The sequence below is a fragment of the Microbulbifer celer genome (assembly GCF_020991125.1).
GTDB lineage: Bacteria > Pseudomonadota > Gammaproteobacteria > Pseudomonadales > Cellvibrionaceae > Microbulbifer > Microbulbifer celer.
Genome location: NZ_CP087715.1, coordinates 1,369,038 through 1,383,615, shown reverse-complemented (window position 1 = coordinate 1,383,615; position 14,578 = coordinate 1,369,038). Strand labels below are relative to the sequence as shown.

Sequence of the window (14,578 nt, the reverse complement as noted above, 5' to 3'; positions counted from 1 at the left end):
CCAGATGCTGCAGACACTGAGCGCTTATGGTTAGCTAGCCGACAGGCTACCTGTCAGCTGCGACCACTCTCCCCCACCGGCAACCGCTTTACCACGGCTACTGCAGCTTTCCGCTCCATCCCTTCGGTACACTGCCACACTGAATCCACCAGGCTCTGCTTGGGCGAGTAGTCTTTCACTGCTTCTGTCAGCAGTCGATGTACCTTCTCGCAATCATTCTGGGCACAGGCCTCTCTCAGATCCCCCAGGATCAATTGCAACCGTTCGCTGGTGAGGCGCTCCTCTTCCGCACGCATGATCATGGGGTGCTCGGTTCCGGCAACCTTATCCCCGAGCAGCAGCTCTTCGTAAAGCTTTTCCCCGGGGCGCAGACCGGTAATCTGAATCTCTATATCACCATCAGGGTTGGACTCTTCGCGCACCGTGTGCCCCATAATCTGGATCAGGCGCCGCGCGATATCGTAAATGCGCACCGGCTCCCCCATATCCAGTACGAACACCTCACCGTGGCGCCCCATATTCCCGGCCTGCAACACCAGCTGCGCAGCCTCCGGAATCGTCATGAAGAATCGAGTGACCTTGGGGTGCGTGACGGTCACCGGTCCGCCGGCATTAATCTGATCGGTAAACAGCGGGATCACGGAGCCTGACGAGCCCAGCACATTACCGAAGCGGACCATGCATACCCGAGTACGGCCAAAGCGGCGTCCGAAATCCTGACATACGAGTTCCGCCAGGCGCTTGGTGGCCCCCATCACATTGGTGGGGCGCACTGCCTTATCGGTAGAAACCAGTACAAACTGTTCGACACCATGCGCTTCGGCAGCCTCGAGTACCGAGAGGGTTCCCAACACATTGTTGTCGGCGCCCACCACAACGTTCTGCTCTACCAGTGGAACATGCTTGTAAGCCGCGGCGTGATAGATGGTCTGCACGGAAAAGGCCTGAATGATTTCCGCCATTCGCGCGCGATTGCGTACATCACCCAGCAATGGGATCACGTGCACCGCTGATCCCTCATCCTGTTGCTGCTGGCGCAGTTCCCGCTCGAGCTGGTAGAGGGAGAATTCGGATGCCTCCAGCAAGATCAACTGAACTGGCCCCCACTGGACGATCTGCCGACAGAGTTCAGAGCCTATCGAGCCACCCGCTCCCGTTACCAGCACCACTTTGCCGGCGATGGAGCCCGCGATCAGGTCTTTCTGCGGTTCAACGGGCGCACGACCAAGAATGTTCTCGTAGATTTGCGCCACATCGGAAACCCGGCCTGCGCTGTCGACAAGCTCCTCCATACCGGGAATCACTTTTACCACAACGCCGCGCTCTCTCAGGCTCCGGGTGATTTCACGACGACGCCGCTTCGGGACGCCCGGCATGGCCAGCAAAATCTCGGAAATATCCCGATCGGCAATGACATCAAGAATTTTTGCCGGGCTGTACACCAGCACCCCATCGATCAGGGTGTTCTGCTTTGAGGCATTGTCATCAAAAAACGCTACCGTTTTGTACATCTCGCCGTGGATCAACCCTTTATAGAGCTGCAAACCGGCAGTACCGGCACCGTAAATCGCGACCCGGGTTTTATGAATCTCCAGCGCCATCTGGTAGTAAAGGCGCACCAGCCAACGGGACCCCCCCACAAAGACCAGAGCAAAACACCAGTAAATGACCGGAACGGACCGGGGAACCCCGGCATAGGTTAGATAGGAAGCTACCGCCAGGACTACCGCAGAGGCAGTCACCCCTTGCAAGACGGCGACGATTGCCTGCTGCCCCATGTAGCGGATCACGGTGCGATACAGCCCCAAGCGCAGAAAAATCAGGCTGCTGGACATCAGGGTTATCCCCACGCACAGCGCCATGTTCTTTTCAGTGATCAGGCCGGCCCCGTTAAAGCGGACAGTCATCGCCAACAGGAATGCTACCGTCAACATCAACAGGTCGTACGACAGCATCAGTACTGGCTTGTAGTTTTTTTGTGCGAGCGTATATAAGCGCTTCACCCTTCCCCCGAGTTTTCCATTGCCAACATCTCCGGCACTTGCACCGGAACGTCTTCCGGATGCTCCCAATACCACTTACAAAAACGCCGCACCTCCCGGAAAGGTTCCCAGGCGGGCGCTCATTAGTCGGTTTCGTGAACCGCATCCCCAATTTATCGATTTTTCAGCGCCGGTTACTGCAGCCCCGATACCACCAGTGCGACAGCCGTCACCGACAGGCCGGCCATCACGATCACTTCACGCCGCAGCGTCTTCCCCACCCCGATTTTCAGCGCCGTACGCTGGTAATAGTGCTGCCGGTGCGCTTCCCACCAGCGCTCCCCCTTCCGTATACGCTTTAGCAGTGTCCAGGTGGCATCTACCCAGAAAGGCGCAAACACCAAAAGCGGGATCAGTGGACTGAAGACTTCGTCGGACCACCCGGACACCGCGACAGCAAACACCGCCAAGCCAATGACCGTGGAGCCCGCATCACCGAGAAAAATCTTTGCCCCCGGCAAGTTGAAATACAGAAAAACCAACGTACTGACTGCAATTACGGCGCAAATCCCGGCGAGCTCTCCATTTCCCTTCCAGAAACTGATCCCGCACAGCGTAGCAAAACCGATTGCGGTCATGCTGCCGGCAAACCCGTCCATGCCGTCCATAAAGTTATACAGGTTCACCACCCAGATCCCGACCACCACCAACGGCGCCAGCCACCATACAACCAGCTCCGGTACCAGCGCTGTCAAAACCAGCCACACAGAAAGTGACTGCACCAGAAACCGCACCCTGGCCGAAAGCGGTTTCAAATCATCCATCAGCGACACGGTCAGCAGCAGCGCAAATGGCAGCGCAACGTCCCAACGCAGGGCGACCGGACTCAGCGCCAGGGCTGAAGCCACCCCCGCCCAGATGGCCCAGCCCCCGGTGCGCGGTACCGGTGCCGTATGCATAGAGCGGTGATTGGGTACATCCAGAGCCAATTGACGCAACCGCGACAACAGCAACTGAATCGCACCGAAGGTACCCGCAGCAGCCACCAACATAGCCAACAGCCAGCCCTGATGATCAATCGCCATCAATTACCTCTTAAAAAATCCGCGTAAAACTGCGTGGGGTTCCAATTGAGCAACCGCCTCAAACGGCGCGCGCTGTACATTTCACTCTGCTGCAGGCGTCGATACCGACTCCCAAGGCCAATACTCAACAGCCGGGAGAAACTCCGGCTTATTCGCGGGCGGCGCCCCGCCACTGCTTCTATCATGCCTGCCATATCGTAATAACGAGGTTCAGCAGCGATAAACCGCTCTCGATCGCACTGATGCCGCTCAATCAAAACCACCGCTTGCAGCAGATCCTGCAGGCTCACGACACTCCGGTAGCCGGTACTGGGAACAAATCGCAGCACCCTGCTGTATGCGCTCAGCGCACGCTTGAGTTTATGGGTTTTTCTGGTCCCAGCTTCTCTACCAGCCTGACCAGCCTGACCAGCCTGGCCGGATGACGATCCCCCTGCAGCCACTTGCTCGCGATCCCCCGCGATACCACCAAATACTGCCGCCGGTCTGATGACATTCAAGCGACAGCTAATGTTCTCTGCAAACAGAGCAGATTCAGCCTGCCACTTGCTTGCACCGTAGGCGTCGGTAGCGGGCTCCCCGGACGTCTCATCCGCGAGAACGCCAGAGGCAATGTTGCGCGCCTTGACGCTGGAGAAATACAAAAATGATGCCACTCTGGTGTCATCTGCACGACGCAACAGCGCCACCGGCAGATCACAATTCAACCAGGACGCCTTTTCAGGGTGCTTCGCGCATTCGGCAGCGGATGCAACACCCGCGGCGTAGACCACTCGATCTCCGGGCCTGAACAGCGCCCCGATGGCCTCGGCAGTGAACTGATTAATCTTTATATGCGTACAGCCCCGCGGCCCTATTTCACGACGCGACACCGATATGACCGGTTCTCCCAGGATTTGCAAATGCCTGCAGAGCGCGCCGCCGATATACCCTGAACTCCCGATTATCACCCACCGCATGGACCACTAACCACATTATTGTTACCCATGAAGAAAGACAGCGCCGAATGGCGCTGTCTTTCAATGCAATCAAAGCTGAATGCGCTCCCGGTTTTTCTCCAGGGTCGCCATTCCTATCCCCTTGATTTCCAGCAGCTCCTCCACACTGGAAAAGCCACCCTTCTCTTCCCGGTACTGGATGATCAGTTCTGCCCGGGCCTCGCCGACGCCATCCAGCGCCTCTGCGAGCTGCGCCGCCGTAGCGGTATTCACATTGACAGATTGTATTTCAACGCTCGCCTGCGCACTGCTCTCGGCAGTAGTTTCGTCAGCGGCGTATACCGTGGCTGTCCCCAGCAGCAGGGTTGCCAATACGGCAACCAGAGTCGTCTTAATCACTTTCATGTGAAAATTCCTTTTGCAGGTTGGTCTTCAATCCCTTGGGACCACGTAAATCCCCAAGACCACAGAACTCTACCATTAAAAACGGCGCGGCTGACACACTCCCCGATTACATCTTATTACAGAAATATTTCAGACATTCGTACCAATTTCACTCACGATTGCGTCCAATGCTGCCAGAGGATCGCTGGCACCAGTGATCGGCCGACCGATCACCAGATAATCAGATCCATTTTTCAGGGCTTCCGAAGGGGTCACGATCCGACGCTGGTCGTCCGACGCCGATCCTGCAGGCCGAATGCCCGGGGTCACCAGCGCGAAGTCTTCACCACATGCCGCTTTCAGCGCCTGAGCCTCCATCGCGGAACAGACGACACCGTCGAGTCCGCTGGCCTTTGCCAGCTCCGCCAGCGCTTTCACCTGCTCTGCCAGAGGCCTGCTGACACCGATGGCCGGCAGTTCCTCTTCAGCGGTGCTGGTCAATACGGTGACACCGATCAGCAGAGGCTTATCACTGCCCAGCGGCGCCAGCGCCTCGGCCGCGGCGCGCATCATGCGCTCACCACCGCTCGCATGCACATTCACCATCCATACACCGAGCTGCGCGGCCGCCTTCACTGCCGCTGCCACCGTATTGGGAATATCGTGAAATTTCAGGTCCAGGAAAACATCAAATCCACTCTTCACCAGTGCACGCACCAGATCCGGACCGGCAATGGTAAACAGCTCTTTGCCCACCTTGACCCGACACTTGGCGGGGTCAAGACGCTCTGCCATGGCCAGCGCGGCCTCGGGGGTATCGTAATCCAGTGCAACGATCACTGGGGAAGCAACTTGACTGCTCAATACAACCTCTGACGTTTAAAATTGTTTAAAAATTACTCACCCTCGATCCCTCGGACCGAGCGCACGCTGTCCCAGCGCTTACAGCTTGGGCACAACCAATGCAACTGGTTGCCGGAAAAACCACAGTTGTTACAACGGTAGTGGGGCCGGCTGGCAATCAATTGATCGATCAGGTTTTTCAGCAGGAACAGATTTTCCCGCGCCCGGCCCTGGGTGGAATCCATATGCAGGTTGAGAAAATGCCCCAATCCGCGCAGTGACGGCCGCATAGCCAGCTGCTTGCCCATAAAGGCAGCCGCCGCGGACTCACTCTGCTGCTGATAAATACGCTCCGTCAGTGCGATCAGGACACTGTTGGAGGGATGCTCCCGCTGCAGGGATTCCAGGTAGCTTTCCAGTCCCTTTTCATCACCCACCTCCTCGTAGCAGGTGATCAGCAATTCGAGAATTTCCGGGATGTAATCCGGGTTTTGCCTGGGTACCCGCTCCAACACACGAATGGCCTCTGCCGGGCGCCCCAACAGATGCTCCAAACGCCCCAACAGCAGGTTCGCACGTACCGAATGGCGGTCGTAATTGAGCGCTGCATCCAGGTGTTTGCGGGCACTGAGATAGTCTTTCCCGGCAATCGCCTCTTCGGCGAGTTCACAGCAGAAGTGCGCCTGGATCGGCGCCCATTCCGCCGGCAATCGCTTGAACCTCCGCCCGTGAAGCAGGTTGACCGCGTGAATGGCCTTGGCCCATTCCCGCTCATCGCGGTATACCTCAACCAGATGCTCCAGGCTGACATTGCGCAGATCACTGGCGGTCTCCACCAGCTCCTGTAGCAATCGCTCCGCCCTATCCAGCCAACCGGCAGCAATGTAATCCCGCGCCAACTCCAGCTGGGCCTTCTGTTGACTGCCCCGGCTGAGACTGGGGCGGGCCAGCAGGTTCTGGTGCACCTTGATCGCCTGGTCGTGCTCACCGCGCTTGCGCAGCAGGTTACCGAGAGCGAGATGCGTGTCGAATGTGGCACTACTGACTTCCAGCGCATCGATAAATTTGTCGATGGCGTCGTCATGTCGCTCACTGAGGAGATAATTCAGCCCCTGGGCGTAAGACTGAGCCAACGCCTGATGCTGATTGCTCTTGGCGCCTTTCTTTTTGCCGCTCTTTCTACCCAGGTACCATCCAATGGCAATGGCGGCAAAAACAAAGATAAAAAATGTCAGGTCGCTCAAGTCAGTCTCCAGACACTTGACGCCTTACTGTCTGCAACTCGCGCTCGGTTCTCAGGAGCTGACGCTCCAATCCGCGGACGCGACGGCGCTCGGTATAGTACGGCAAAAGACTGGCTAAAAACCCCAACAACGCTCCAATCAATAGAAAACCGATCAACCAGAACCCTACGCTGCCAGGAAAAAGCGTATAGCCCGCAAAGCGTGGTGAGATGCTTTCAGGGTTATCCACTGCGAAATAGACACCGACGGCAATGCAAAGCAATGCGAGAACGCCAAACAAGAGACGCGACAACCAGCGCAAGAATGACAAGAGAACCTCCGGCCGAGGAGTAAATAGATGGTTATATCCGTTAAAGTGTTAGCCCACCATCAGCCAACGGGCAATTACGCGTTTTCCGGCGTTTCCCGCTGCATCTGCTGGTTGACCCTGTCCCTGAGCTCCTTACCGGGTTTGAAGTGTGGAACGTACTTACCTGAAAGCTCCACAGAATCCCCGGTTTTGGGGTTCCGCCCAGTGCGCGGCGCGCGGTAATGCAGTGAGAAACTGCCAAAACCGCGGATCTCAATCCGCTCTCCTTCTGCCAAGACACCCGACATGGTGTCCAGCATGACTTTTACCGCCAGTTCCACATCCTTTACCGGCAGCTGATCCAACCTCAGAGCAATCTTTTCGATCAGTTCAGACTTTGTCATGCACTCCGCAATCCTTTCTAAGTCATTGATTATTCTGGAATAGCGGCAATCATCTAATAGAAAGCCGGACTGGGCAACCCCAGTCCGGCTTTCGGATAGCCCCGGCTCATTGAGCCGAGACCGAGAATAGCAAAGATCTATTAATCTTTGTTATTCATTTGCGCCTTGATCAGGTCACCGATAGTCGCCGGCTGAACCTGCTCAGCCTGCTTCTTGCTGTGATCCTTGACGGCTTGCTTCTCGTCGTCCTGATCCTTGGCTTTGATGGAGAGGCTGATCACGCGGTTCTTGCGATCCACGCTGGTGATCTTGGTCTCGATCTCTTCGCCTTCTTTCAGGGCATTGCGAGCATCTTCCACCTTGTCGCGGCTGATTTCGGAAGCGCGCAGTACACCCTCTACTTCATCCGCCAGAGTGATGATGGCCTGCTTGGCATCCACTTCTTTGATGGTACCCATAACGATGCTGCCGCGATCGTTGGTGGTTACGTAGTCAGAGAACGGATCGGATTCCAGCTGCTTGATACCCAGGGAAATACGCTCGCGATCGGAGTCGATACCCAGGATAACGGTTTCCAGCTCGTCACCTTTCTTGAACTTGCGTACGGCGTCTTCGCCAGCTTCGTTCCAGGAGATGTCGGACAGGTGAACCAGACCGTCGATGCTGCCGTCCAGACCGATGAAGATACCGAAGTCAGTGATGGACTTGATCTTACCGGAGATCTTGTCGCCTTTAGCGAATTTACGCGCGAAGGCATCCCACGGATTTTCCTGACACTGCTTGATACCCAGGGAGATACGACGACGCTCTTCGTCGATATCCAGAATCATCACCTCGATCTCGTCGCCAACATTGACAACTTTGGACGGGTGGATGTTCTTGTTGGTCCAATCCATTTCGGAAACGTGCACCAGACCTTCCACACCTTCTTCCAGCTCGGCGAAGCAGCCGTAGTCGGTCAGGTTGGTAACAGTCGCTTTTACGCGGCTGTTTTCCGGGTAACGCTGCTTGATGGAGACCCAGGGATCTTCGCCCAGCTGCTTGAGGCCCAGGGATACACGGCTGCGTTCGCGGTCGAACTTGAGGACTTTTACGTCGATCTCGTCGCCAACATTCACGATTTCGCTCGGATGCTTGATGCGCTTCCAGGCCATATCGGTGATGTGCAGCAGGCCGTCGATACCACCCAGATCTACGAAAGCACCGTAGTCGGTCAGGTTCTTCACGATACCTTTGATGGTCATGCCTTCCTGCAGGCTGGCCAGCAGCGCTTCGCGCTCTTCGCTGTTCGCAGCTTCCATAACGGCACGACGGGATACCACAACGTTGTTACGCTTGGCGTCCAGCTTGATCACTTTAAAGTCGAGCTCTTTGCCTTCCAGGTGCGCGGTGTCGCGAACCGGACGTACGTCTACCAGGGAACCCGGCAGGAATGCACGGATATTGGCAACGTCAACAGTGAAGCCACCTTTAACCTTGCCGCTGATAACACCCTTAACCACTTCGTCAGCTGCATGCGCAGCGTCGAGGATTTTCCAGGCTTCAGCGCGCTTGGCTTTTTCACGGGACAGACGGGTTTCACCGAAACCATCTTCTACCGCTTCCAGGGCAACCTGTACTTCGTCGCCCACCTGCAGTTCCACTTCACCATTTTCATTCTTGAATTGGTCTGCAGGGATAACGCCTTCAGACTTCAGGCCCGCGTGCACGGTTACCCAGTCTTTATCTACGTCGATGACAACACCGGTGACGATGGCGCCCGGTGCCATTTCGACGCTCTTCAGGCTCTCTTCAAATAGATCAGCAAAGCTCTCGCTCATTACATTACCTATATAGTTGGGCTCAACCGATGGCAACTGTTGAATCAGTCAACCGCCAGTCGGAGCCCCACCGCGCTGCCAGCACGCGGGTCGAATTACAACGGCGGCCGGGCAATTCTGGCTGACCCCGGCCGCTGTCGTTAAAAATCTGTAGTGACATCCCAGCTGATAAAAGCGAGCTGTCGGAAACTGGTTTTCCAGTATGGCTCACTGGGTACGCGCATGTACCAGGTCGAGCACCTTCTGTAGTACAGCATCTATATCGATGTCCGTACTATCCAGCACCACCGCATCTTCAGCCGGTGCCAGCGGGGAGGTTGCGCGGTTCATATCCCGGTCGTCCCGGGCGCGGATGTCCTCCAGCAGGTCGCGGAGGCTAACAGAAACCCCCCTGCCCCGCAACTGCTCATAGCGCCGCCGGGCGCGCTCTTCGGCGCTGGCGGTAAGGAAGATCTTGACTGGCGCGTCAGGGAATACCGTAGTACCCATATCACGCCCGTCGGCAACCAGTCCCGGGGCAGCCCGAAAGTCGCGCTGGCGTTGCAACAATGCCTCACGCACTGCGGGAACCGCAGCCACCTTGGAGGCTGCCATACTGACACGCTCCATGCGGATATCACGACTGACATCTTTGCCATCCATCACCGCGCTCACCTCGCCATTGGCGATATCGAAACGGATATCGAGATTGGCCGCCACTTCCGCCAGCTTCGCCTGATCATTGAGATCGACATCGGCATTCAACGCAGCCAGCGCAGTCAATCGGTACAGGGCGCCGGAATCCAGCAACGCGTACCCGAGCCGGTCTGCCACCAGCTTGGCGATTGTCCCCTTCCCGGAACCACTGGGCCCATCAATGGTGATCACTGGGGCCTGAATGGAATGTTCAGTCATGTGTAATAGGTGCTTCTCAATCCGTCATTTAAACTGCCAATGGCATCCGATTCCCGCCGACTGGCCCGAACACCGCGGTAGCGTCAGCTTACTGTCAGCTTCATTCCTGCCCGACCCGCCAGTTCTGCGAAATTCGGAAAGGAGGTGGCTACGTTGGCGCAGTGGAGGATGCGGATTTCTGCCCCGGCACGCAAGGCCGCCACGGCAAATGACATCGCAATCCGGTGATCGCCGAGACTATCCACCTCACCACCGGCAAAGACCTCCGCACTACCCTGACCGCCGCGCCCTTGAATGACGATACCGTCCGGGGTGGGCTCGGCATTGATGCCAAGCACCTTCAAGCCATCCGCCATGGCCTGGATACGGTCACTTTCCTTCACCCGCAACTCTTCCGCACCGGTGAGGACTGTCTCGCCTTCAGCACAGGCCGCGGCCACAAAAATGGCCGGGAATTCGTCGATCGCCAGCGGCACCTGGTCTTCCGGGATCCGGATCCCCTTGAGCGGTGCGTAACGCACGCGGATATCCGCCACCGGCTCACCGCCCACTTCGCGCTGATTCTGAAGAGTAATGTCGGCACCCATCGCCCGCAGGATATTGATGGCACCATCGCGGGTAGGGTTGATACCCACATGCTCCAGCAGCACGTCGGACCCGGGCGCAATGGAGGCCGCCACCATAAAGAAGGTCGCGGAGGAAATATCGGCCGGCACATCGATGTGGCAGGCCGTCAACTTACCGCCACCGGTGACACAGGCGCGGGCGCCATCGCGGCGGACATCGTAGCCAAAGCCTGCCAGCATACGTTCGGTGTGATCCCGCGTGGGGGCGGGCTCCGTGGTGCTGGTGTCGCCCTCGGCATACAGACCGGCCAGCAGCACACAGGACTTCACCTGGGCACTTGCCATCGGCAATGGGTAATCAATCGCCTTGAGGGTCTTGCCGCCGCGGATCTTCAGCGGCGGACGACCACCCTCTCCGGTTTCCACGACTGCACCCATCTCGCGCAGGGGGTTGGCGACCCGATTCATCGGGCGTTTTGACAGGGACTCATCGCCGGTCAGCGTGACGTCAAACTGCTGCCCGGCGAGCAGGCCCGCCAACAGGCGCATGGATGTCCCGGAGTTCCCCACGTACAGTGGTCCCGGGGGTGCCTGCAGACCATTCATGCCGACACCGTGGATGGTAACCCGACCATTGTGAGGCCCCTCGATCACCACCCCCATGTCGCGGAATGCCTGCAAGGTAGCCAGCGCATCTTCGCCTTCCAGGAACCCTTCGACTTCGGTCACACCTTCCGCCAGGGAGCCAAGCATGATGGAACGGTGAGACATGGATTTGTCTCCCGGTACCCGCAGTTCGCCATTTACCGCGCCGCCCGGATGGGCGACAAAAGTTACATCCTTCACTTCCATAGTTTCCGTGTACGCTTTTTTGGCCAGCATTTTTGTGAAATGGTCCCGCGCCGCCTTGGCCCGGGTGAAAACCCCCATCAGGTGCTCGCTGTCGCCGCTGGCAATGGCGCCGCGCAGAGCTTCCAGGTTGGAGGTGTAAAGATCGATGGATTTCAGAATCGCATCCCGATTGGCGAGCATGATGTCCCGCCACATGACCGGGTCGCTGGAGGCGATACGAGTGAAATCCCGAAAACCACCGGCGGCGTAGCGGAAGATATTTTCGTTCTCCGCGTCATGGGCCAGGGTATCCACCAGCCCGTACGCAATCACATGGGGCAGATGGCTGGTGGCCGCCAGCACCTCATCGTGCTCGGCCACCGGCATGGTAAGCACCTCGGCACCAACCGCGCGCCACATCGCATCGATACGCCCCAGGTGCGCCGCGCCGGTAGATTCCGCGGGGGTGAGAATAATCCGGTGGGCAATATAGAGATCATCCCGGGCTGCGGTAACCCCACTCTGCTCTGAGCCGGCGATCGGGTGCCCCGGCACCAGGAATTCCGGCACCTCTCCCCAGACCTTTCTCGCCGCCGCGATCACACTGCCTTTGACGCTGGCGCCATCGGTCACGGTGACGCCTGCAGGCAATTGATCTTTCAACTGCGCAAAGATCGCCTCCACCGTCAGTGTGGGTACTGACACAAAAATGACATCGCCAGCCTCCAACTCGGGCAACACTTCGCGAACATCTGTCACTGCACGATCGGCGATACCCAATGCCACCGCCTGCTCGCAGGTTTCCACGCGCCGGGCGACACCAATCACTTCGCGGCAGCCGCTGGCCGCTTTCAGTCCCAGGGCAAGACTGCCACCAATCAGGCCAATCCCTACAACCACCAGGCGACCGACACCCTCCTGTCTGGCGACTGTCATTTACAACACTCCGCGGGGGTATGAACCCAATACTTTGATGTCTGAAGCACCAGCACCCACTTCCTTTAGTGCCGCAGCGACATTCTCGCTGTCGCGGTGGCCGACAAAATCGATAAAGAACACGTAGGTCCAGTTGCTGGACTGCGCCGGACGGGTCTCCACTCGGGTCAGATCAATACCGTGTTTCTGGAACGGCGCCAGCAGGTCGTGCAATGCGCCCGGCTCGTTGCGCATGGAAACCATCAGCGAGGTTTTATCGTCGCCACTGGCTGGCACTGCCTGAGAGCCGATAATCAGGAAGCGGGTGGAGTTATCCGGACGGTCTTCAATTTTCTCCGACAGGATTTTCAGCCCGTACAGCTCCGCGGCCATATCACCAGCGATTGCCGCCGCATTCCACTCACCTTTTACCCGCTTGGCCGCTTCCGCATTACTGGCGACTGCAACGCGTTCGACATTCGGATAATAGGAATCCAGCCACTTGCGACACTGTGCCAGGCTCTGGGCGTGGGAATAAATCCGGGTGATGGAATCTTTGCGCGTAATATCGGAGATCATCAGGTGCTGGTGAATCCGCAATTCCACCTCCCCGCAAACCTGCAGGTTGGAAGTCATAAAGCTATCCAGAGTGTGATTGACCACACCCTCGGTAGAGTTTTCTACCGGCACCACACCGTAGTTCACCGCACCCGCTTCCACCTCGCGGAACACTTCGTCGATCGCCGCCAGAGGCTTGGATACCGCAGAGTGACCGAAATGCTTCAGAGCCGCCTGCTGGGTAAAAGTGCCTTCCGGCCCCAGATAGGCCACCTTGACCGGCTCTTCCAGTGCGAGACAGGCGGACATGATTTCACGAAACAGTCGCGCCATTTCTTCATTGGTCAGCGGCCCGGGATTGCGCTCCATCGCACGCCGCAACACTTGCGCCTCCCGCTCCGGGCGGTAATACAGCGCACTCTCGCCTTCACCGCTGTGCTTTTTCACTTCCGCCACTTCCAGCGCGCAGTTGGCGCGCTCGGAAATCAGGCGCGCAATATCGCTGTCGATACCGTCGATGCGGTCACGCAATTCCAGCAGGCGCTTCACTTGCTCGGGTTTATCTTCAGACATAACTCTCGCCTATTTATCAATTCACTCGCTTTCTTTAACCGTGGCGCTGCTCGAAATCTGCCATAAACGCTACCAGCGCTTCCACGGCTTCAACGGGAACGGCGTTGTACAGGGACGCGCGCATACCGCCTACAGAACGGTGCCCCTTGAGGTTCAGCAACCCGGCCTCTTCAGACTCCTTCAGGAACTGCTGATCCAGGCGCGCATCTGCCAACACAAACGGCACGTTCATCCGGGAGCGACTCTCTTTCTGCACCGGGCTGGAGAAAAACCCGCTGCGATCAAGAAAGTCATACAGCATCTGTGACTTTTTCAAACTGAGCTCGGCCATTGCCTCAACGCCGCCCTGCGCCTTCAGCCACTGGAACACCAGACCAGACAGATACCAGGCAAATGTCGGCGGCGTGTTATCCATGGACTGCGCTTCCGCCGCAATCTTCCAGCTCAGGCTGCGGGGAATATCCGGCAGCGCCCGATCCAACAGGTCTTCGCGCACGATGCCCACGGCGATGCCGGAGGGACCGATATTTTTCTGCGCGCCCGCATAAATAAACCCGAACTTCTCCACCGGGATGGGCTGAGACAGGATGGTGGAAGACATATCCGCTACCAGCGGGCTCTGCACATCCGGGATATACGGAAACTCCACACCACCGATGGTCTCGTTCGGGGTGTAGTGAAAATAGGCTGCGTTATCACTTTCCCGCCAGGCATCCGCGGTCGGTGCATAAGAGAAATTGCGATCTTCAGAACTGGCGACAACATTGACCTCACCGTAGCGGCGCGCCTCATTGATCGCCTTGTTCGCCCATTGACCGGTATGGATGTAGTCGGCCTTCTTGCTGCCGCCACCAAATAGATTCCAGGGAATTGCGCTGAACTGACCGGTGGCACCGCCCTGCAAAAACAACACTTTATAATTATCGGGGATTGCCATCAGATCCCGCAGGTCCTGCTCCGCACGCTCAGCCACGGCGGTAAACTCTGGGGACCGGTGACTCACTTCCATCACCGAACAACCAAGGCCCTGCCAGTCCAGCAGCTCTTGTTGCGCCTGCGCCAGTACCGGTTCCGGTAACGCAGCGGGCCCCGCACAGAAATTAAACTTCCTCATTGATTCACTTCCACAGAAGAAAACAGACTTGAATTAAAACGCTATAAATCCGGCAAATATCGAAAGCCAGCAACCACAAAGGGAACCTGTGTTATTACAGGGGTTTCGAGCTTTAACGGTTCAGCCAGGCCAAAGTCA

The 14,578-nt window shown here is 57.4% G+C and carries 13 protein-coding genes; all 13 read right to left on the bottom strand.

Features of this window, described 5'->3' with window-relative positions; all coding sequences use genetic code 11:
- Window positions 1–53 precede the first annotated feature (53 nt).
- Window positions 54–2,003, bottom strand: coding sequence for a polysaccharide biosynthesis protein (locus LPW13_RS05630; RefSeq protein ID WP_230438456.1), 1,950 nt, complete (start codon window positions 2,001–2,003; stop codon window positions 54–56).
- A gap of 173 nt (window positions 2,004–2,176) precedes the next feature.
- Complete coding sequence (locus tag LPW13_RS05625) at window positions 2,177–3,067, bottom strand: MraY family glycosyltransferase (protein WP_230438455.1); 891 nt, start codon at window positions 3,065–3,067, stop codon at window positions 2,177–2,179.
- On the bottom strand, window positions 3,067–4,026 hold the full coding sequence (locus tag LPW13_RS05620; protein ID WP_230438454.1) for an NAD-dependent epimerase/dehydratase family protein: 960 nt from the start codon (window positions 4,024–4,026) through the stop codon (window positions 3,067–3,069). Before LPW13_RS05620 ends, LPW13_RS05625 begins: the two co-directional genes overlap by 1 nt.
- A 69-nt stretch (window positions 4,027–4,095) precedes the next feature.
- Entirely contained in the window at window positions 4,096–4,410 is a 315-nt protein-coding gene (locus tag LPW13_RS05615; protein ID WP_230438453.1) for a ComEA family DNA-binding protein, read from the bottom strand.
- 129 nt (window positions 4,411–4,539) lie between these two features.
- Window positions 4,540–5,253 carry an orotidine-5'-phosphate decarboxylase gene (pyrF, locus tag LPW13_RS05610; RefSeq protein ID WP_230438452.1) on the bottom strand — a complete coding sequence of 238 codons (714 nt, stop codon included), beginning with the start codon at window positions 5,251–5,253 and terminating at the stop codon, window positions 4,540–4,542.
- Between the two features lie 32 nt (window positions 5,254–5,285).
- A complete protein-coding gene (gene lapB / locus LPW13_RS05605) occupies window positions 5,286–6,476 on the bottom strand; it encodes a lipopolysaccharide assembly protein LapB (protein ID WP_230438451.1) in 1,191 nt (396 codons plus the stop codon).
- 1 nt (window position 6,477) lies between these two features.
- Window positions 6,478–6,786 carry a lipopolysaccharide assembly protein LapA domain-containing protein gene (locus tag LPW13_RS05600; protein WP_230438450.1) on the bottom strand — a complete coding sequence of 103 codons (309 nt, stop codon included), beginning with the start codon at window positions 6,784–6,786 and terminating at the stop codon, window positions 6,478–6,480.
- A gap of 74 nt (window positions 6,787–6,860) precedes the next feature.
- A complete protein-coding gene (ihfB, locus tag LPW13_RS05595) occupies window positions 6,861–7,169 on the bottom strand; it encodes an integration host factor subunit beta (RefSeq protein ID WP_230438449.1) in 309 nt (102 codons plus the stop codon).
- Window positions 7,170–7,309: 140 nt separating this feature from the next.
- Window positions 7,310–8,989, bottom strand: a complete 1,680-nt coding sequence (rpsA, locus tag LPW13_RS05590) for a 30S ribosomal protein S1 (RefSeq protein WP_230438448.1) — start codon at window positions 8,987–8,989, stop codon at window positions 7,310–7,312.
- Between the two features lie 207 nt (window positions 8,990–9,196).
- The gene (gene cmk, locus LPW13_RS05585; RefSeq protein ID WP_230438447.1) at window positions 9,197–9,883 is read right to left on the bottom strand and encodes a (d)CMP kinase; all 687 of its coding nucleotides are present in this window, start codon (window positions 9,881–9,883) and stop codon (window positions 9,197–9,199) included.
- 83 nt (window positions 9,884–9,966) lie between these two features.
- Window positions 9,967–12,216 (bottom strand): bifunctional prephenate dehydrogenase/3-phosphoshikimate 1-carboxyvinyltransferase, encoded by a 2,250-nt coding sequence (locus tag LPW13_RS05580; RefSeq protein ID WP_230438446.1) that lies wholly within the window; start codon window positions 12,214–12,216, stop codon window positions 9,967–9,969.
- Window positions 12,217–13,326, bottom strand: coding sequence for a prephenate dehydratase (pheA, locus tag LPW13_RS05575; RefSeq protein WP_230438445.1), 1,110 nt, complete (start codon window positions 13,324–13,326; stop codon window positions 12,217–12,219).
- Window positions 13,327–13,360: 34 nt separating this feature from the next.
- Window positions 13,361–14,440: a 3-phosphoserine/phosphohydroxythreonine transaminase gene (serC, locus tag LPW13_RS05570; RefSeq protein ID WP_230438444.1), complete on the bottom strand. Its 1,080-nt coding sequence runs from the start codon at window positions 14,438–14,440 to the stop codon at window positions 13,361–13,363.
- Between the last annotated feature and the right edge of the window lie 138 nt (window positions 14,441–14,578).